The sequence below is a fragment of the Brasilonema sennae CENA114 genome (assembly GCF_006968745.1).
Lineage (GTDB): Bacteria > Cyanobacteriota > Cyanobacteriia > Cyanobacteriales > Nostocaceae > Brasilonema > Brasilonema sennae.
Genome location: NZ_CP030118.1, coordinates 6,984,151 through 7,005,351, shown reverse-complemented (window position 1 = coordinate 7,005,351; position 21,201 = coordinate 6,984,151). Strand labels below are relative to the sequence as shown.

Below are 21,201 nucleotides of genomic sequence, written 5' to 3'. Positions count from 1 at the left end.
ATAAGTAATACCAATACCTGTTATTGCCTACAATCAGCCTAGAAGTAGCTTTTTTGTTGTTTATTAATGAGGTGAACATGGCCAAGCGCCGCAATCCCAAGAAAGAAAAGGCGCTACGGAACCAGGCGTATGCCCGAAAGTTTCGTAAACGGACTACAACGGGACGTTTCCAAAGAAGGTTCCAACAAAGACCGCCGAAGAATGAAGAGGATGAGGGCGCAGCATCAATAGCTGCTGCTGAGTAAGTTCTCTGTGAGAATTTATTTTGCCTGATCGCTTTTTAAGGTGTGAGGGCGTACATAATGTACGCCTTTGTAGGTTATTTAGCAGTCATTTGGGCGCGGGCGCTAAGGAGTGCGCCTTTGACTTGTGCAAACCCTGTGCCACCGTAGCTATTACGAGCTGCAACCACTTGCTGGGGTAAAATTGCCTGGTAAATGTCTTCTGCAAACGCTGGATGAAGTTGTTGCCACTCCTCCAAGGTCAAATCTTTGAGGAGTTTTCCGGCAGCAATACTAGTTTTTACGACTTTTCCCACAAGATTGTATGCTTCTCGGAAAGGAACACCCCGTGCGGCAAGATAGTCTGCTACATCGGTAGCATTAGAAAAGTCTTCTGCAACTGCTTCTGCCAAGCGCTGAGTACGGAATTCTAACCCTTCTTGGAGTAAAATTGTCATTGCTTCTAAACAAGCTTTGACTGTGACGACACTGTCAAATAAACCTTCTTTGTCCTCTTGTAGGTCTTTGTTGTAAGCCAAGGGTAGCCCCTTCATCATCACCAACATTGCCTGCAGATGACCAAATACACGTCCAGTTTTCCCGCGCACCAATTCCGGTACGTCGGGGTTCTTTTTTTGGGGCATAATGCTAGAACCTGTCGCGCAGCTATCTTTAAGAGTCACAAAGCTAAATTCCTCTGATGCCCAAAGGATGACTTCTTCTGACAGACGACTCAGGTGAACCATAATCAGACTAGCAGCACAGAGAAATTCGATCGCAAAATCGCGATCGCTCACTCCATCAAGACTATTTGCATAAACTCCCTCAAAATCCAACAGTTTTGCTGTGTAGTGGCGATCTATAGGGAAAGTTGTTCCAGCCAAAGCACCGCACCCCAATGGTGAGATATTAACTCGGCGAGAAACATCTCCTAAACGTTCCCAGTCACGTTGCGCCATATGAAAGTATGCCAGCAAGTGGTGAGCTAAACTCAAAGGTTGGGCACGTTGTAGGTGAGTATAACCAGGAATCAGCGTTTCAACGTTTTTTTCGGCGATATCTAGTAAGACTTGTTGAAATTCTCGTAATTGCTCGCGAATTTGTTGAATTTGGTCGCGGAGGTAAAGTCTAGTATCAGTACCTACTTGGTCATTTCGGGAGCGGGCAGTGTGTAACTTCTTACCCAAGTCGCCAACAATTTCCACAAGACGCCGTTCAACAGCAAAGTGTACGTCTTCCGCTTCGATACCTGGGTGAAATTTGTCTTGGCGATATTCCTGGCGAATTTGCTCTAAACCTGCAACGAGTTGCTCTCCTTCTTCTGGGGAAATGATACCAGTGTGAGCTAGCATTTGGGCATGAGCTTGAGAGCCAGTGAGGTCATACTCAATTAATTGAATGTCAAAATTAATACTTGCATTAAACAGAGCGATCGCAGGATGTAGTGCCGATTCAAACCGTTGACTCCAAGTTTGTTGTTTTGTCATGGGTATGGGAAAGTTATGAGCAATAAATTATGAACTATGAAACTTTTTAGCATTCATAATTGATAATGCATAATTTATATTTGGCAAAATTGGTAAACTAACTGATACATCAACCTTCAGCACAAAAGCGCTTCAAGTGAAGTCTCAATCATTTAGTGTCTAATTAACTACTCATGAGAAGGTTAAACGGTAAATGAGTTCATCGGAAAGTTTTCCTTTGACGAATTCCGCATTTTTATTGACGTTGTACAGTTCAAACCCAAGCTTCTCAACCACCTTACGGGAGGCATGGTTTTGCTCGTTCACACTAGCGTACAGGGCGGGAAAGTCAAAACGGCTTCGAGCAAGAGCAATCGCTCTTGAACAGTAGACAGGCGCGTATCCCCGGTTCTGGAAGTCTACGAAAGTCATGAAGCCGATTTCTGCGTATGCATCATCGAAAATACCTATCTCGACAACTCCAACGTACTGCTGTTGTGGAACTATCACAACCCACTTCAGCCAAATCATAGTGTCGTTATCTGGCGATTTTTCTAGTGCGGCGAACTTGAATTTGTGCTTGAGAACCGAGAGAGTCGGGATATCATCTTCTAGATATTCGTATAATATTGGGTTACTCAAATGAGAGTACAGCAGTTGGGCGTGGTGTTCCGTTACCTTTTCTAGATGCAAAAGCACCCCCGCTTTGTCCATGTCGCCTCTGGTTTTTCTCGAATTATGTGAACAAAACTCTAATTCCTTAATTTATAAGCTGTACGCACAATTTGCCCAGCCAACACCGCAGCACCAAAACCATTATCAATATTCACCACACCCACACCAGCAGCACAAGAGTTGAGCATTGTCAAGAGTGGCGCTAAACCTCCAAAACTTGCACCGTAACCAATGCTAGTAGGAACAGCGACAACAGGACAATCTGCCAAACCCGCAACTACGCTGGGTAAAGCGCCTTCCATCCCCGCTACGACAATCAAAACTGACGCTGATTCAATTACATGGCGGTTATTTAGTAAACGGTGAATTCCTGCAACTCCCACATCCCAAAGACGCTGCACATGAAAACCAGAAAGTTCTGCGGTGACAGCAGCTTCCTCAGCGACAGATAAATCAGCAGTGCCAGCAGAAAGAATCCCAATTGTGCCAGGATACTGTGGTTCAATGGTGGGGGGAGTAATTGCACAAATTCGCGCCGAGTTGTAGTAATGTAGACCTTGAACTTTTGTTTCCAGTACGGCGAAAACATCTGGTTCTATGCGCGTTGCCATCACCACTGAATTACGCTGGCGCATAGCTTCCATAATTTGAGCAATTTGGTCAGGAGTTTTGCCCGGTCCCCAAATGACTTCTGGAAATCCTGTTCTTAAGGCGCGATGATGGTCAACTTTGGCAAAATCGCCTACAGGTTCATAAGCTAAGTGTTTCAGTTTTTCTAATGCTCCATCTGGAGTAACGTTACCGTTGGCAACGGATTCTAAGAGCGATCGCACTTCTTCAGGTTGACTCACGGCAATTTTGGATGTTAACTTATGGATTTTAGATTTTGGATTAGGGATTGGGAATTGGGGAATCGTTTCTTCCCCATTTTCCATTACCCACTTTCCTATCTAAACTCTATTTTGTTACTTTCAGTTGAATCTGACATCTTGCACCATTCTCAACAAAACCTAAAAAACCGGGCTTGTGAACGGCAAATTAAGGTTTACAAGTGTCGTCATTCTCAAGAAACCCGGTTTTTGACCCTGGTGCAAGATCTGAGCCGACCACGGGCGGTGCGCCACCCGCTATGAATGAAAGAAACACCTCTTTCCCTTCTTCCCTGTTCCCTGTTCCCTGTGTTTCTTGAGAGTTGAATTCAAAAAGTAAACGATTTGCTTACTAGAGTCGAATCACTAACTCCAGATGCAAATCCTGTGGGCATCATATACTTCGGTCTTGCTGGGAAAGATTTGCCAGGTATTTCTGGAAGCCCATCTGATTGATCCACCGCTTTTAGCTTTAAGGGTTGGGATGGCTTTACTGCCAAAGTTAGCTCTATACCTTCTTTAGGAAGGGCAAAATAATTGAAACCCCACTCCTTTGCAGAGGCAGTGCGATCACTTGTATAGTTGTCGATTTTCTTCCCATTCAGTGCTGCCCCGAGAACTTCTGTATTTGAGTCTAAGTATATACGTATAATACGTGCTTGGCGAGGCGAGGTAATACGCATACGTACAGTTCTGGTGCCATCACGCACGTCGTTACTGAGTGGCTCGATTAGGGGTGTAGTCAGTTGTACTACAGGAGCCTGACTTTTGAGAAATTTCCTTGAGACTGTAGGAAAATATTCAGCTAATTTAGTTTGTTCTGTATCCTTAGAAAGGAACTGGGATGTCCACTCGTCTGGTTGTTTATCAGCACTCGCCCAGATTGCTTTCCTTGTGTCGGCATTCAAACCATAAAAGATACTGTTTGGTTTGGGATGGCTAGCGTCAAAACCTGCTGTTAAGCTACCGAGGACAATAAAACTTAAACTTACCAGTATTGAAGCGGTGGGCAACAACCATTTGTTTGGAATTGCCATCAGGCAAAGGTGGGGAATTAGCAATCCAAGTAGTAGCACGACCAGAACCATTACCACAAAAGACAATTCTAGGGTAAGTGCGACGAATACCAAGTAAATTGTGGGAGCAAGCAGGATGATGCCTGGAATGGCGCAAGCAGTTAGGACTACCAAGCGTTTGACCTTGGCACAATCCCGATTGTCAGCAAATATAAACCCCAATCCTACAAGACTAAACAGTAGCGGCCATGTAAATAGATAACTAGCACCGGGCAAATACACGCTAGTCAGCACCATAAATATCAGCCACCAAAGCAATGCGCCAAGTGTTAAGTTTTGTATACTTATCTTTTTGCGGAACCAAACATAAAGACCTGAGGTAATGGCAATGGTGAGGGCTACAAAGCTTAACATGTAAAATTGGCTGTTATAAGTATCGCCCTGAGGAAATGCTTTATACCCACTGTGCAAGCTCCCTATCATCCACCAGGTAAGTGTCACAATCAGCGAAGCACTGACAATACTTAACACAAAAGCAAGAAAGCCTAAACTAATACCAGAGAACGTCAACTGCTTTCTTCTAAAACCGAGTACCACCACCCCAACAAATAATAAAACTACAAAAACTGTCAAAGGAGCAACCCACAGACTGGGGTAGTGAATAAGAGCTAAGCCTAAGATGTCAAAATAGACACAATCGCTTTTTTTTGTATCTTTTAAATCTAAGTTGCCAAAATGACGTGTCAAAGCCAAGGCATAGTCGCCGTGGTGCTGGAGGCTGCGCTGATCAATATTTTCCAGATTGTCAGAAAAAGTGTGATAATGAATGACACCATTCAAATAAGCAAAATTAAATCCAGGAAATCCCGCCTGTTTGAACATCGTTAAATCGGTATCATTTGGCAAAAGCTTATAAATGCTATAAGTGAGTGAATTGGCAACTGGATGGGTGGCGGCTTTAGCAAACTCCTGAATCAGCCATCCATTATCACTGCTAGTTTCAAACATTACTGAAGCACCGTTATTTCCACGGGCTTCAAAATTGAGCACAAGTCCAACATCTTTAGCCCAAGGATGTTCATCTACAAAAGCTTTTGCTCCTAAAAGCCCTGGTTCTTCACCATCACTGATGAGAAAAATAACATCATTTCTTAAGGGTGAACCTGCTCTTAAAGCTCTAATAGTTTCTAGCATTGCCACGACAGCAGCACCATCATCACTGGCACCAGAACCGTTTGGCACTGAGTCGTAGTGAGCGGCAACTAAAATAGCCTTAGTGTTATTTGTTCCTTGTAGTCTGGCAATAATATTATGTACAGTTCCGGCTACAAATGGAGTACCCCATCTAGGGTTGACAACCGTTGTTTTCTGAACTGTTGGGCTAAGTCCCTGAGCGGTCAATTCTTGTAAGATGTAATCGCGTACTTTTGTGTGTTCAGGTGAACCAATTGGGTGAGGTTTTTGGGCGATCGCCTCAAGGTGTTTCATCGCACGACCAGAAGAAAACTCCGCTAGAGGTGCGTTTATGGGTGCTGCGGCGGGAGGATTTAGCTGGTAAACCCCAATGAATGCAAAAAAGAGAATTAACAAAAAGGTAACGATTTTCATCTTTTTCATGCTCAGTTACCCTGGTTTTGATATGGTCTTATACCCAAAAGTAGGGTGGCCTCATTTTGTTAGTTTTGATTAACACCCTACCGATTTTTCATACAGCGATGCTCGCCACTTTTTCGGCAATTTTGGTTTTGAACTTGTGCCTTTGGTTGCAACTGGTCATGCAGGCGTTGCATTCAGTCGTAACAGAATAGCGGAAAGTTCCTCTGCGTTGATAGCCTTAAGCAGGGCAGAGTGGAACGATGCTAAATGTTTTGCAATGCATCCGGCAGTTCATCCTCCACCAGCCTTAGACGAGGATACAAATAACCCCCAACTGTTGCCACCACAGTGAGTACTCCCATCACAACAAACAATAGGGCAATGCCGTATCCTTTTCCTACGCCAATAATCTTTCCAATACTTCCAGCTAGAGGTCCGCCAACAGCAAGCAGTGGCTCGAATACTCGGTCTGCCAACGGTCCTGCAATGACATACGCAAGTGGCAAAGATGCCGAGGCAATCATTCGCCGCACGGCAAAAACTCGTCCCTGTACATCAGGCGGTACCTTGCTCTGCCAGATAGCCTGACTCGAGCCGTTGATCAGGGGTATGCCAAAGAAGTAAAAAAATGCAGTAAAAAAGAAGACAGGGACAGAGGGTCGGAGTCCAGAAAAGAAAATGCATAACCCACCTAAGAATGTGAAGGTTAGGACATTGTAGATGCGGCGCTTGCCACCGCCCCAAACGGTCATTACCAAACTACCGAGCAGCATTCCACTGCCACCAACGGATAGCACTGTGCCAAGCAGGGCGACGGGACCGAATGCCAGCACTAGGGGCGTAACCAACACGCTGACAACTCCCATGACGAAATTGCTACCAGCAAAGAAGATCAATAACCCCAGTAATCCGGGTCGTGCGGTGATATAAGACCAACCATAAGCAGATTCATGCAAAAGCGTTCCCTGCCCTTTTTTACCTTCGGTGGTAGTTTCAGGTCGGGGAAATCGAACGAGCAGCAGTGTAACGAGAGAGAAAGCAAAGGTGGCGACATCAATCAGCATTACACCTTGGATGTGGAGCGTCACAACTAAAAGACCCGCCACCGTTGGTGATAGAATCTGCGCTGTTGCATCTGCGACTTGCACCATACCGCTAGCGCGACCAAGGTGTTGCTTGGGAACGAGCAAGGTCGTTGCGACAGTATAGGCTGGTAACTGAAAGGCGTTAAAGGTAGAAATGGCACTAATTCCTAAGAAGATCTGCCAAACATTCAACTGATTAGCAAAAAGTAGCAGTGCCATGAGCAATGTGCTGAAGCCTGCCCCAGCATCATTAAGTATCATCGTCCAGCGACGATCCCAGCGATCCACAAGCGCACCTGCTAGTGGTGATATCAGGATACCTGGTAGGGTAGTGAACAAGGAAATGAGCGCAAACTGCGTCGCCGAGCCAGTGCGCTGGTACACCCAGATGCCCAATGCGAAACTGGTCAGACCAGAGCCAAACAGTGATACAAGTTGCCCCAACCAGATGAGTGCAAAAACCAGCATCCTGCGATCTAAAGTGCTTTGTGCCATTGAAAATCCTTCATCAACTGGGAAAACACTGCCTTATCGGCTTTGTTTCTGTCTGCCAAACGCAAGTACAAAGGAACATTCCTATCCCCCGTACGAACGATATCCATGACAAATTGCCTGAGGTCTAGTCGATGATCTCTGAAATAGCCGGAGATGATGTGAATTGATCTGGATTCAGCTTCATCCTTTTGCTGATCAGCCACTCAACTACTATAAGGCTTCATCACGAATAAACTTTGTAGCTAGCTTGGTAAGATTTGATTCAGCGCTAAACAAGGAAATGTGGTCACCATGTAACTCTATATGTAGAGTCGCATTTGAGAGCTTGTCAGCTACAAACAAAGAGCCTTCTGGATGAGCCGTAGTGTCATCTTTGCTTGTCACTACCAACGTAGGCTGCAATACCTTATTTAAAAAAGGTATTATGTCGGCATTCATTATGCTCCCGTTCAGTTTACCATAACGGAAAAACAGCTCTCCAGTTACATACGGGTAGAGTATTAGATGAGCCAAATGCATAGGTATATTTTCTAGGATGGCTGGCTGAGCAAACAATTTCTGTAATGATGCAGCCTGAGTTCGATTACTTCCAGCCATAGACATCAGTATTTGTAAATCTTTCTGGTGTCGAGTTTTTTGGCAATTATCACCGAGTTCAAAATCACCATGCCACAGACTAAGCGATGATACTCGCTCTGGTTGTAATGATGCTGCTGTTAGTGCGATCGCCGCTCCACCACACAAACCCATTACATGACTGCAATCAATGCCAAAGTAATCCATTACAGCAAACAAATCTTTTGCTTGAGAAAAAACATCATAGCCCAGAGCGTCGAAATTTTCAGTTTTTCCAAATAGACCACGGCTTTCCCATGTAATCACATAATGCTCCTGTGACAAATAGTGCACCCAGTACTCACATAATTCAACAGGCATGCCACAGGGTGGCACAATGATAACCACTTTTCCATTAGCCACTCCTCCTGCATATGCTCTCAACAAAGCACCATCGAAGGAAATAACCTCTGAGCGCTTGAAATAGGATTCAAGGCTATGATTGACAACTTCATCAACAATTTCATCCACATTTGATAGTAACTCCATTGGCGCTTGAAAATTAGACCAATAGTCTGGAGTAAGAGCCAACCGATTGCTAACCACATGCTCGAATGTAGTCATATTATGTAAAATCTTGGGACAAAATTCTAGTTGGCGCATATCGAGCCGTGTAGTAATTTTGTTTAACAAGTCTTTGATTCCGAAACTGTTAGTTGAACAGCTAAATCCACCTAACTCTGAGGTAAACTTTCCGTTCAATACAGTTGAAACACGCACAGAGTCTTCAAGTGCATTTACTAATGTACTTACAGAAAGTAAAGCCTTTGTAAGGTCTGCGACTGCTTGTTTGGTTTCTTGATTCATAACTTCCCGCCTGTCTACATATTCAGTTTTTTTGTCTACAGGATAATCAGATCCATTCACAGTCAGTTGTAAGCTCATTCGTCACCTCGCCAGTATTGATCGTAGATTTTGGTTCAAACATAAGGACTTGAACTTCTTCATCAGCAATCGGAAGGTGCTGAACACCTCTAGGAATGACAGCAAAATCTCCTTCTCGCAACGTAAGCTCCCGATCTGACAACTTAATTTTTAATACCCCTTTGACAACAAGAAATAATTCATCCTCATTATCATGTTGATGCCAGACAAACTCACCCTTAAACTTTGCCAGCTTGACATACTGACCGTTTAGTTCACCGACAATTTTTGGAGACCAATATTTATCGATCAAGCTAAACTTTTCTGCTAATTCCACTTTTTCACTAGCAATTTGGTTCATGTATTCCACCTCAGTCACAAAGATTAACTAGAGCAACTTAATTATTTGTAGTATGGTTTCATGGCAAGCGTTACCCACCGAAACCATACCATTGTTGGGTGAGAGTCTCTCAAACGCCAGTCCCCTAGGGAGGGAAACCCTCCTATGGCACAAAGTGCGACGCTGCGCGAACAGGGCTGGCTCCCCAACCTAGATTATAATTTCGTTGAATTTAGTTGTTCTACTTATCTTTCTTCATGCAGGCCACAGTTAAAGGGTTTGCCTCTCATTGTGTGGGTTGCAATACGATTGTGAGTGAACTCATTCTTACCTGAAACTAATACTGCACCGTATTTCTCCAGATCAATACTTCCACCATATTCCGTCACTATTTCAGTATCAGGATAAATTCTTACAGAGGTTGGAACGTAGCGAGCAACATAACCCAATCGCATATCTTTTGTTTTTCCACTATGAGGATGCGAAGCATGCATCAGTGTTGACCAGAAAATAATGAATTGTCCAGGGCGCATTACCATTGACACGCTTTTTGATTCGTCGGGTGTCCAGTCTGGATCGATTTGTAACTCGCGGTAATCATAACCAAAGAAGCCGCGTTTAATCTCCTGGTTTTCATTTATGTTGTTGATCTGCTCTGGATCATAGTGCATTCGTTTAGTTTCGTCATAGTACATCGTCCGATGAGTGGCAGGGATGAACTGAAGGCAGCCGTTATCTATAGTGGCTTCCGTAAAAGCTGACCACACAGTTATTGTGCCGCCAAAGTCCTCAGCTTCTGGCCATACAATTTGAGGTGAACCGGAAGCATTAGCAAAAGTGTCTGCCTGATGCCAAGCTGTGCCCTCGTCACCGGGATACTTAGGGAAAAACTCAGATCGCCAGCATAGAACATTAGGACCTAGGATACTGCTGACTCTATCAACGATTTCTGGACGACAGACATGATCTGCCAAAAAAGAAACATCGAGATGGCGATCATAGTTTGAAATATTAGTTACTCCTGAAACTGCTTTGTCGTCCTTATAGACAGCTTTGCTCCGATCAAGCATAATACGGCGTTCTTTCTGCCACAATGCTTTCATCTCTTCGGGTTCGTATAAAGTAAACGGACCTATATACCCTTGCTCATGAAACTTTATTAGCTCTTCTTGAGTAAGAGAAAATTTTTGAAGTTTGGTGTGAATGTTCTGCATTATCTTGTTTCCAATTAGGGTAAAAGTTTAATTCTTAGGGACAGGGAGATGGATCGTTTTGCGTCAACTTACTTTGACAAGCTGTTGATTACGTAATTCAGCATCAACACATCTAGCTAAATGGGAAATTGTGGCTCCTTCAACCATTGAACTTAGATCCAGAGATATTCCAAAGTGTTCATTTATTCTCCCAAAAAGGCGTATTAGAGCTAAGGAGGTTCCACCGAGATCAAAAAAGTCATCATTTGTACTTGTGCAATTAATTTCAAGGAGGTCTTCCCAAATTTCGGTCACCACTTGCTCAGTAGAAGTCTTGGAAGCATTTAATTCCGTGCTAGAAATAGACTTATCTACACATGGAATAGGTAGGGCACGTCGGTCAACTTTGCCATGTGCAGTGATTGGAAGTTCTCTCAGGATAGAGTAAGCTGAGGGTCTCATGTGGATAGGCAATTCTACTCCTGCGTATTGAGCCAAATTACTGCGAAGTTCTTCAGTCGTCTCTATAGTCATACTCAAATTAGGAGTTGGCACTATATAAGCTATTAGACGGACATCACCATCACCATAATCATGTGGTATCACAACACAAGAGGTAACCTGAGGATGGCTTCTCAGGCACATCTCAATTTCCCTGGGTTCTATCCGAAATCCGCGTACCTTGATTTGTTCATCGGCTCGACCAAGATAAATGAGTTCGCCATTATCCATACGAACAGCGCGATCGCCGGAATAGTACAATCTAGCTCCCTCTGTACTAAAGGAATGGTTTTGCAAAAAACGCTCGGCAGTAAGCTCAGGTCTATTATGATATCCACGGGCAAGACCTGGACCTGCGATATAAATATCTCCTGGGGTTCCATCCGGTACTGGCTGACCTGATGAATCTAACAAATGAATTTGCAAATCAGGAATTGGAGTACCAATCGGGCTGAGATCGGAGCTTGCTAAATCCTGTTTTGTAATCCTCCTGTAAGTTACGTGAACTGTAGTTTCGGTGATTCCGTACATATTTACTAATTGAGGACGTTGATCACCATAGCGAGCTATCCAGGGATCTAATAGCTTCAGTTCAAGAGCTTCTCCACCAAAAATCACGAGCCGTAGAGCGAAATCAGTGGATTCCTCACTAGCAATATCAGTTGCCACCAATTGACGAAATGCAGAGGGTGTTTGATTCAGAACCGTTATCCCCTTATGTGTCAACAAATTATGGAATTGTTTCGGCGAACGAGTAACCTCAAAGGGAACGATAACTAGGTGTCCTCCGTAGAGTAAAGCGCCCCAGATCTCCCATACTGAGAAATCAAATGCTACCGAATGAAACATTGTCCAGACATCTTTGTCATCAAAGTTAAACCATTGATGAGTTTGTTCAAATAAGCGAACAGCGTTGCGATGCTCAATCAACACACCTTTGGGAATTCCAGTTGACCCAGATGTATAGATCACATAAGCGAGACTCCTATCATTACTAATAACCTGCCCAGAAGTTACAGGCTGATTGTTAAGTGAGGATAGATTTTCGTCAATACAAACAACTTTTACATTGAAGCCTTCTAAACATCCTGCTACACTCGATACACTCACTACCACTGCAACAGCACTATCTTCAAGTAATAAGCGAATACGATTGCTTGGGTAATTAGGGTCTATAGGAACATATGCTCCGCCAGCTTTTAGGATAGCAAGTATTCCCACGATCATTTCTATGCTTCGGTCAGTGCATAAACCAACTAGTACATCGGCACCAACCCCTAAAGATTGTAATTGGTGAGCGAGTTGATTGGCACGACAATTCAATTCCTCATAAGAAATTTGCTCATCTTTATAGGAAACAGCAATTTTATTAGGTGCTTGACGTGCTCTTGCTTCAAAAATTTCATGCAAGCATTTATTTGAAAACACAGCTGATTCAGACATTGTTTTAGACATTTTGATTTTTTCCACTTTAAGTTTCCTCCATCTGAATTAAAAGTAACGGTTCTTCTTCTGCACCGTTTATAAAAACCTCTCCAAAGCTAAACTTTAAAAGTTAGGTTTTCATAAACCCTCCTTATCTCCTAGACTTAGAGTCACGTCTGAGATGGTTTCTATCTTGTCTACAGACCTCAACTACATCTCCTTGTATTCTCATTCCAGAATAAATTACCATCAGCGAAACTGAATTGATTTACAGTTAGTTAACCATTGATTGTAATAAGGCAGAAAGTTTTTCTGCTACAACTTTTGCATTATCTAGGTTAAGTATATTTTGATGGTTAGCAGATATTTCATAATGCTCAACTCTTTCAACAAGAGCATCCCACTCAGAAGCTAAACTAGGGTTGCTTTCCCTCGCTCGAATCAGAACCATTGAACCTGGATAATATTGTGGAACGTAAGCTTTCATCGCCTCGTCATTTAGCTTGTAAACATTTAATAAATGTTGTGCAATATTTACATCAAAATCCAAGGAGACCAAATTTTGTTGTCTAGCTTGTTGCGTTACAAAAATTAATTGCTCATCAAGTTCCATTCGTCGCAAATCTTCTATTGACAAAGGTAGATTATCTGCAAAATGCTCTACTAATATAGAAGCATCGTCTATTGGTTCGTGGGTAATAGTATGAGGAGGATAAGCATCAATAACAACTAACAACCCTATTGATTGTTTTTGAGAGTAGCATTGTTTAGCCATCTCAAAAGCTATTACACCCCCAAGAGACCAGCCACAAAGTAAGTAAGGTCCTTTTGGTTGGATTGTTTGTATCTGTTCAAGATAGTGAGCAGCCATTTGTTCAATTTGAGTATGTGGCTGGCATTCAGGATTTAAGGCAATTGACTGAAGTCCGTATAGAGGTTGGTTAATACCTAAACAACTTGCTAACTCACGGTAACAAAGAATGTTACCTCCACCTGGATGGATACAGAATAACGGAGGTCGAGATCCTTGAGGTTGTATAGGAACAAGTGCAGAGAACGGGAGAGTCTGTGATGCGGCACGTATAAGCTTTGCCAAGTGTTCAATGGTGGGAGCTTGGAATAGCGTCTCAAGGGGTAAAAGTGTATTAAATTTCTGTTGAATCTGAGATATTAATAGCACAGTGAGCAGTGAATAGCCACCGAGTTCAAAAAAGTTATCTCGCACTCCAACTGGGTTTTTATTCAAAAGCTCTGACCAGATTTGAGCTAGTAAGAGTTCGATAGTATCTCGGGGTGGTACATAAGGAACATCATCGGCAGTTATTTTTGTTGTTGCCAAAGTTCTATTATCAACTTTACGCTCAGGAAGATTCTGTAAGGGTATTTGATCTATTTGCTGCTGGGGGTTAATTACAACTGTTTCCAATATTGTCTGAAAATTTTCTATCATCTGGACAATCGTGGACTGGTCAAAAAGGTCTGTACTGTACTCAAACCAACCTTTAAGTCCTTGTGCAGTATCTTCCAAATTCAGCGTCAAATCAAACTTTGCTGTTTTATCTTCAATCTCTAAGGAACTTACAGTTAAAGCGGGTAGATCAAAAGTTGGTGTAGGGACATTGAGGGAAAACATGGCTTGGAACAGAGGATTATAGCTTAAATTCCGCTCCGGTTGAAGTTCCTCAACTAGCTTTTCAAAGGGCAAGTCCTGATGCTCATAAGCACTCAAACTCATCTGACGAACTCTGGCTAATAACTCCCGAAAACTGGGGTTGCCAGACATGTTAGTACGTAATACTAGGGTGTTGACAAAAAAGCCAATCAGTTGCTCAATTTCAACTTGATTGCGATTAGCAACGGGAGAACCAACAACAATATCCTCCTGAGAGCTATAACGGTAAAACAATGTCTCAACAGCAGCTAATAAAGTCATAAATAAAGTGACTCCTTCCTGCTGGCTCAAGTTTTTGAGCGCATCACTCAGAGGTACAGACAGTGCTAACCTTTGTTTTGCTCCTCGAAAGCTCTGCACGTCTGGTCGTGGATAGTCAGTGGGGATGTCCAGTAATTTAGGAATACCAGCAAGTTGCTGCTTCCAATACGACATGTGAGTTTCGAGAACTTCGCCCTGCAGCCATTGTTGCTGCCAGTTAGCAAAATCGGCATACTGGATAGGTAGTGTCGGCAGCGAAGAAGGTAAGCCCATAGCAAAGGTTCGATAAAGCTCGGACAATTCTTGGATCAGAATCGCCATCGACCAGCCATCAGAAATAATGTGGTGCATTGTCACCAACAGCACGTACTCTTGTGTTCCTAAGGACACTAAGGTGGTGCGTAGTAAGGGAGCATTGCAGAGGTCAAAAGGCTGCTGAGCTTCTTGGTTTGCTAAACGTTGCACCTCAGCAGATAGATGTTGATTTGGAAGATGTTGCAACTCAACCACTGATATAGGCAGGATTAAGTTGGGAGAAATTACCTGTACTGGTTGCCCGTTGATAATTCTAAAGCTAGTTCTTAATACTTCGTGCCTACGCACAATTTCATGAAAACTTTTTTCTAACGTCGCTATATCAAGTGATCCTTGAATGTGAACAGCAGCAGAGATGTTATAAGCAGAGCTATCAGGCTGTAACTGAGCTAAAAACCATAGACTTGCTTGAGAGAAAGATAGCGAAAGAGGTTGATCTCTGGAAACTGTTTCTACTTTATGGGAATTTTGACCGCCTTGTTTTGATTGACGTAGCTTTTCAATGTTACTTGCCAACCCTAAAATGGTTGGCTCTTCAAAAAGACTCGTCAAGGGCATATCTATTTCAAAAGTTTTACAAATACGATACACCACTTGAGTTGCTCGCAAGGAATACCCACCCAACTTAAAAAAGTTATCGTTAATACTTATACTTTCAACTTCTAAAACTTGACGCCAAATCTCTGCGAGTTCTTTTTGTGTCTGTGTGTGAGGCTCAATGTAGGTTTTTTCTGAAATACACTCAGTGGATGACTCAATAATTGTTAGCTCCTCACACTCTTGCTTACGCTCGGGAAGCCTCTGTAAGGGTATTTGATCTATTTGCTGCTGAGGGTTAATTACAACTGTTTCTAAGATAATTTGAAAATTTTCTATCATCTGGACAATCGTGGACTGGTCAAAAAGGTCTGTACTGTACTCAAACCAACCTTCTTTACTGCCAAAGTTAGCTCTATACCTTCTTTAGGAAGGGCAAAATAATTGAAACCCCACTCCTTTGCAGAGGCAGTGCGATCACTTGTATAGTTGTCGATTTTCTTCCCATTCAGTGCTGCCCCGAGAACTTCTGTATTTGAGTCTAAGTATATACGTATAATACGTGCTTGGCGAGGCGAGGTAATACGCATACGTACAGTTCTGGTGCCATCACGCACGTCGTTACTGAGTGGCTCGATTAGGGGTGTAGTCAGTTGTACTACAGGAGCCTGACTTTTGAGAAATTTCCTTGAGACTGTAGGAAAATATTCAGCTAATTTAGTTTGTTCTGTATCCTTAGAAAGGAACTGGGATGTCCACTCGTCTGGTTGTTTATCAGCACTCGCCCAGATTGCTTTCCTTGTGTCGGCATTCAAACCATAAAAGATACTGTTTGGTTTGGGATGGCTAGCGTCAAAACCTGCTGTTAAGCTACCGAGGACAATAAAACTTAAACTTACCAGTATTGAAGCGGTGGGCAACAACCATTTGTTTGGAATTGCCATCAGGCAAAGGTGGGGAATTAGCAATCCAAGTAGTAGCACGACCAGAACCATTACCACAAAAGACAATTCTAGGGTAAGTGCGACGAATACCAAGTAAATTGTGGGAGCAAGCAGGATGATGCCTGGAATGGCGCAAGCAGTTAGGACTACCAAGCGTTTGACCTTGGCACAATCCCGATTGTCAGCAAATATAAACCCCAATCCTACAAGACTAAACAGTAGCGGCCATGTAAATAGATAACTAGCACCGGGCAAATACACGCTAGTCAGCACCATAAATATCAGCCACCAAAGCAATGCGCCAAGTGTTAAGTTTTGTATACTTATCTTTTTGCGGAACCAAACATAAAGACCTGAGGTAATGGCAATGGTGAGGGCTACAAAGCTTAACATGTAAAATTGGCTGTTATAAGTATCGCCCTGAGGAAATGCTTTATACCCACTGTGCAAGCTCCCTATCATCCACCAGGTAAGTGTCACAATCAGCGAAGCACTGACAATACTTAACACAAAAGCAAGAAAGCCTAAACTAATACCAGAGAACGTCAACTGCTTTCTTCTAAAACCGAGTACCACCACCCCAACAAATAATAAAACTACAAAAACTGTCAAAGGAGCAACCCACAGACTGGGGTAGTGAATAAGAGCTAAGCCTAAGATGTCAAAATAGACACAATCGCTTTTTTTTGTATCTTTTAAATCTAAGTTGCCAAAATGACGTGTCAAAGCCAAGGCATAGTCGCCGTGGTGCTGGAGGCTGCGCTGATCAATATTTTCCAGATTGTCAGAAAAAGTGTGATAATGAATGACACCATTCAAATAAGCAAAATTAAATCCAGGAAATCCCGCCTGTTTGAACATCGTTAAATCGGTATCATTTGGCAAAAGCTTATAAATGCTATAAGTGAGTGAATTGGCAACTGGATGGGTGGCGGCTTTAGCAAACTCCTGAATCAGCCATCCATTATCACTGCTAGTTTCAAACATTACTGAAGCACCGTTATTTCCACGGGCTTCAAAATTGAGCACAAGTCCAACATCTTTAGCCCAAGGATGTTCATCTACAAAAGCTTTTGCTCCTAAAAGCCCTGGTTCTTCACCATCACTGATGAGAAAAATAACATCATTTCTTAAGGGTGAACCTGCTCTTAAAGCTCTAATAGTTTCTAGCATTGCCACGACAGCAGCACCATCATCACTGGCACCAGAACCGTTTGGCACTGAGTCGTAGTGAGCGGCAACTAAAATAGCCTTAGTGTTATTTGTTCCTTGTAGTCTGGCAATAATATTATGTACAGTTCCGGCTACAAATGGAGTACCCCATCTAGGGTTGACAACCGTTGTTTTCTGAACTGTTGGGCTAAGTCCCTGAGCGGTCAATTCTTGTAAGATGTAATCGCGTACTTTTGTGTGTTCAGGTGAACCAATTGGGTGAGGTTTTTGGGCGATCGCCTCAAGGTGTTTCATCGCACGACCAGAAGAAAACTCCGCTAGAGGTGCGTTTATGGGTGCTGCGGCGGGAGGATTTAGCTGGTAAACCCCAATGAATGCAAAAAAGAGAATTAACAAAAAGGTAACGATTTTCATCTTTTTCATGCTCAGTTACCCTGGTTTTGATATGGTCTTATACCCAAAAGTAGGGTGGCCTCATTTTGTTAGTTTTGATTAACACCCTACCGATTTTTCATACAGCGATGCTCGCCACTTTTTCGGCAATTTTGGTTTTGAACTTGTGCCTTTGGTTGCAACTGGTCATGCAGGCGTTGCATTCAGTCGTAACAGAATAGCGGAAAGTTCCTCTGCGTTGATAGCCTTAAGCAGGGCAGAGTGGAACGATGCTAAATGTTTTGCAATGCATCCGGCAGTTCATCCTCCACCAGCCTTAGACGAGGATACAAATAACCCCCAACTGTTGCCACCACAGTGAGTACTCCCATCACAACAAACAATAGGGCAATGCCGTATCCTTTTCCTACGCCAATAATCTTTCCAATACTTCCAGCTAGAGGTCCGCCAACAGCAAGCAGTGGCTCGAATACTCGGTCTGCCAACGGTCCTGCAATGACATACGCAAGTGGCAAAGATGCCGAGGCAATCATTCGCCGCACGGCAAAAACTCGTCCCTGTACATCAGGCGGTACCTTGCTCTGCCAGATAGCCTGACTCGAGCCGTTGATCAGGGGTATGCCAAAGAAGTAAAAAAATGCAGTAAAAAAGAAGACAGGGACAGAGGGTCGGAGTCCAGAAAAGAAAATGCATAACCCACCTAAGAATGTGAAGGTTAGGACATTGTAGATGCGGCGCTTGCCACCGCCCCAAACGGTCATTACCAAACTACCGAGCAGCATTCCACTGCCACCAACGGATAGCACTGTGCCAAGCAGGGCGACGGGACCGAATGCCAGCACTAGGGGCGTAACCAACACGCTGACAACTCCCATGACGAAATTGCTACCAGCAAAGAAGATCAATAACCCCAGTAATCCGGGTCGTGCGGTGATATAAGACCAACCATAAGCAGATTCATGCAAAAGCGTTCCCTGCCCTTTTTTACCTTCGGTGGTAGTTTCAGGTCGGGGAAATCGAACGAGCAGCAGTGTAACGAGAGAGAAAGCAAAGGTGGCGACATCAATCAGCATTACACCTTGGATGTGGAGCGTCACAACTAAAAGACCCGCCACCGTTGGTGATAGAATCTGCGCTGTTGCATCTGCGACTTGCACCATACCGCTAGCGCGACCAAGGTGTTGCTTGGGAACGAGCAAGGTCGTTGCGACAGTATAGGCTGGTAACTGAAAGGCGTTAAAGGTAGAAATGGCACTAATTCCTAAGAAGATCTGCCAAACATTCAACTGATTAGCAAAAAGTAGCAGTGCCATGAGCAATGTGCTGAAGCCTGCCCCAGCATCATTAAGTATCATCGTCCAGCGACGATCCCAGCGATCCACAAGCGCACCTGCTAGTGGTGATATCAGGATACCTGGTAGGGTAGTGAACAAGGAAATGAGCGCAAACTGCGTCGCCGAGCCAGTGCGCTGGTACACCCAGATGCCCAATGCGAAACTGGTCAGACCAGAGCCAAACAGTGATACAAGTTGCCCCAACCAGATGAGTGCAAAAACCAGCATCCTGCGATCTAAAGTGCTTTGTGCCATTGAAAATCCTTCATCAACTGGGAAAACACTGCCTTATCGGCTTTGTTTCTGTCTGCCAAACGCAAGTACAAAGGAACATTCCTATCCCCCGTACGAACGATATCCATGACAAATTGCCTGAGGTCTAGTCGATGATCTCTGAAATAGCCGGAGATGATGTGAATTGATCTGGATTCAGCTTCATCCTTTTGCTGATCAGCCACTCAACTACTATAAGGCTTCATCACGAATAAACTTTGTAGCTAGCTTGGTAAGATTTGATTCAGCGCTAAACAAGGAAATGTGGTCACCATGTAACTCTATATGTAGAGTCGCATTTGAGAGCTTGTCAGCTACAAACAAAGAGCCTTCTGGATGAGCCGTAGTGTCATCTTTGCTTGTCACTACCAACGTAGGCTGCAATACCTTATTTAAAAAAGGTATTATGTCGGCATTCATTATGCTCCCGTTCAGTTTACCATAACGGAAAAACAGCTCTCCAGTTACATACGGGTAGAGTATTAGATGAGCCAAATGCATAGGTATATTTTCTAGGATGGCTGGCTGAGCAAACAATTTCTGTAATGATGCAGCCTGAGTTCGATTACTTCCAGCCATAGACATCAGTATTTGTAAATCTTTCTGGTGTCGAGTTTTTTGGCAATTATCACCGAGTTCAAAATCACCATGCCACAGACTAAGCGATGATACTCGCTCTGGTTGTAATGATGCTGCTGTTAGTGCGATCGCCGCTCCACCACACAAACCCATTACATGACTGCAATCAATGCCAAAGTAATCCATTACAGCAAACAAATCTTTTGCTTGAGAAAAAACATCATAGCCCAGAGCGTCGAAATTTTCAGTTTTTCCAAATAGACCACGGCTTTCCCATGTAATCACATAATGCTCCTGTGACAAATAGTGCACCCAGTACTCACATAATTCAACAGGCATGCCACAGGGTGGCACAATGATAACCACTTTTCCATTAGCCACTCCTCCTGCATATGCTCTCAACAAAGCACCATCGAAGGAAATAACCTCTGAGCGCTTGAAATAGGATTCAAGGCTATGATTGACAACTTCATCAACAATTTCATCCACATTTGATAGTAACTCCATTGGCGCTTGAAAATTAGACCAATAGTCTGGAGTAAGAGCCAACCGATTGCTAACCACATGCTCGAATGTAGTCATATTATGTAAAATCTTGGGACAAAATTCTAGTTGGCGCATATCGAGCCGTGTAGTAATTTTGTTTAACAAGTCTTTGATTCCGAAACTGTTAGTTGAACAGCTAAATCCACCTAACTCTGAGGTAAACTTTCCGTTCAATACAGTTGAAACACGCACAGAGTCTTCAAGTGCATTTACTAATGTACTTACAGAAAGTAAAGCCTTTGTAAGGTCTGCGACTGCTTGTTTGGTTTCTTGATTCATAACTTCCCGCCTGTCTACATATTCAGTTTTTTTGTCTACAGGATAATCAGATCCATTCACAGTCAGTTGTAAGCTCATTCGTCACCTCGCCAGTATTGATCGTAGATTTTGGTTCAAACATAAGGACTTGAACTTCTTCATCAGCAATCGGAAGGTGCTGAACACCTCTAGGAATGACAGCAAAATCTCCTTCTCGCAACGTAAGCTCCCGATCTGACAACTTAATTTTTAATACCCCTTTGACAACAAGAAATAATTCATCCTCATTATCATGTTGATGCCAGACAAACTCACCCTTAAACTTTGCCAGCTTGACATACTGACCGTTTAGTTCACCGACAATTTTTGGAGACCAATATTTATCGATCAAGCTAAACTTTTCTGCTAATTCCACTTTTTCACTAGCAATTTGGTTCATGTATTCCACCTCAGTCACAAAGATTAACTAGAGCAACTTAATTATTTGTAGTATGGTTTCATGGCAAGCGTTACCCACCGAAACCATACCATTGTTGGGTGAGAGTCTCTCAAACG

17 protein-coding genes are annotated in these 21,201 nt (G+C 43.3%); 1 reads left to right on the top strand and 16 read right to left on the bottom strand.

The window, feature by feature from the left end; genetic code table 11:
* Nucleotides 1–77: 77 nt before the first annotated feature.
* On the top strand, nt 78–245 hold the full coding sequence (locus DP114_RS29105; protein ID WP_169265640.1) for a hypothetical protein: 168 nt from the start codon (nt 78–80) through the stop codon (nt 243–245).
* Nucleotides 246–319: 74 nt separating this feature from the next.
* On the opposite strand, the gene argH is transcribed toward DP114_RS29105, so the two are convergent.
* From argH to DP114_RS29035, 16 genes are all read right to left on the bottom strand, one after another.
* Nucleotides 320–1,708 (bottom strand): argininosuccinate lyase, encoded by a 1,389-nt coding sequence (gene argH, locus DP114_RS29100; RefSeq protein ID WP_171977779.1) that lies wholly within the window; start codon nt 1,706–1,708, stop codon nt 320–322.
* A gap of 171 nt (nt 1,709–1,879) precedes the next feature.
* The gene (locus DP114_RS29095) at nt 1,880–2,401 is read right to left on the bottom strand and encodes a GNAT family N-acetyltransferase (RefSeq protein ID WP_171977778.1); all 522 of its coding nucleotides are present in this window, start codon (nt 2,399–2,401) and stop codon (nt 1,880–1,882) included.
* A 38-nt stretch (nt 2,402–2,439) separates the two neighbouring features.
* Nucleotides 2,440–3,213: a nickel pincer cofactor biosynthesis protein LarB gene (gene larB, locus DP114_RS29090; protein WP_171978336.1), complete on the bottom strand. Its 774-nt coding sequence runs from the start codon at nt 3,211–3,213 to the stop codon at nt 2,440–2,442.
* Nucleotides 3,214–3,560: 347 nt separating this feature from the next.
* Nucleotides 3,561–5,864 (bottom strand): M20/M25/M40 family metallo-hydrolase, encoded by a 2,304-nt coding sequence (locus DP114_RS29085; protein ID WP_169265643.1) that lies wholly within the window; start codon nt 5,862–5,864, stop codon nt 3,561–3,563.
* Between the two features lie 242 nt (nt 5,865–6,106).
* Nucleotides 6,107–7,423: an MFS transporter gene (locus DP114_RS29080; RefSeq protein WP_246162866.1), complete on the bottom strand. Its 1,317-nt coding sequence runs from the start codon at nt 7,421–7,423 to the stop codon at nt 6,107–6,109.
* Nucleotides 7,405–7,530: a hypothetical protein gene (locus DP114_RS35890; RefSeq protein ID WP_256379290.1), complete on the bottom strand. Its 126-nt coding sequence runs from the start codon at nt 7,528–7,530 to the stop codon at nt 7,405–7,407. Before DP114_RS35890 ends, DP114_RS29080 begins: the two co-directional genes overlap by 19 nt.
* A 103-nt stretch (nt 7,531–7,633) precedes the next feature.
* Nucleotides 7,634–8,923, bottom strand: coding sequence for an alpha/beta fold hydrolase (locus DP114_RS29075; RefSeq protein ID WP_169265644.1), 1,290 nt, complete (start codon nt 8,921–8,923; stop codon nt 7,634–7,636).
* The gene (locus DP114_RS29070; protein ID WP_169265645.1) at nt 8,892–9,263 is read right to left on the bottom strand and encodes a cupin domain-containing protein; all 372 of its coding nucleotides are present in this window, start codon (nt 9,261–9,263) and stop codon (nt 8,892–8,894) included. Before DP114_RS29070 ends, DP114_RS29075 begins: the two co-directional genes overlap by 32 nt.
* 224 nt (nt 9,264–9,487) lie before the next feature.
* Nucleotides 9,488–10,456, bottom strand: a complete 969-nt coding sequence (locus DP114_RS29065) for a chlorinating enzyme (RefSeq protein ID WP_169265646.1) — start codon at nt 10,454–10,456, stop codon at nt 9,488–9,490.
* A 63-nt stretch (nt 10,457–10,519) separates the two neighbouring features.
* Nucleotides 10,520–12,391, bottom strand: coding sequence for an amino acid adenylation domain-containing protein (locus DP114_RS29060; protein WP_169265647.1), 1,872 nt, complete (start codon nt 12,389–12,391; stop codon nt 10,520–10,522).
* A 244-nt stretch (nt 12,392–12,635) separates the two neighbouring features.
* Nucleotides 12,636–15,488 carry a condensation domain-containing protein gene (locus tag DP114_RS29055; RefSeq protein ID WP_172195327.1) on the bottom strand — a complete coding sequence of 951 codons (2,853 nt, stop codon included), beginning with the start codon at nt 15,486–15,488 and terminating at the stop codon, nt 12,636–12,638.
* Nucleotides 15,485–17,686: a M20/M25/M40 family metallo-hydrolase gene (locus DP114_RS29050; protein WP_172195325.1), complete on the bottom strand. Its 2,202-nt coding sequence runs from the start codon at nt 17,684–17,686 to the stop codon at nt 15,485–15,487. Before DP114_RS29050 ends, DP114_RS29055 begins: the two co-directional genes overlap by 4 nt.
* A gap of 242 nt (nt 17,687–17,928) precedes the next feature.
* Nucleotides 17,929–19,245 (bottom strand): MFS transporter, encoded by a 1,317-nt coding sequence (locus tag DP114_RS29045; protein ID WP_246162866.1) that lies wholly within the window; start codon nt 19,243–19,245, stop codon nt 17,929–17,931.
* Nucleotides 19,227–19,352: a hypothetical protein gene (locus tag DP114_RS35885; protein ID WP_256379290.1), complete on the bottom strand. Its 126-nt coding sequence runs from the start codon at nt 19,350–19,352 to the stop codon at nt 19,227–19,229. The genes DP114_RS29045 and DP114_RS35885 overlap by 19 nt, the downstream gene beginning before the upstream one ends.
* Nucleotides 19,353–19,455: 103 nt before the next feature.
* Nucleotides 19,456–20,745, bottom strand: coding sequence for an alpha/beta fold hydrolase (locus tag DP114_RS29040; protein ID WP_169265644.1), 1,290 nt, complete (start codon nt 20,743–20,745; stop codon nt 19,456–19,458).
* Nucleotides 20,714–21,085: a cupin domain-containing protein gene (locus tag DP114_RS29035; RefSeq protein ID WP_169265645.1), complete on the bottom strand. Its 372-nt coding sequence runs from the start codon at nt 21,083–21,085 to the stop codon at nt 20,714–20,716. The genes DP114_RS29040 and DP114_RS29035 overlap by 32 nt, the downstream gene beginning before the upstream one ends.
* Between the last annotated feature and the right edge of the window lie 116 nt (nt 21,086–21,201).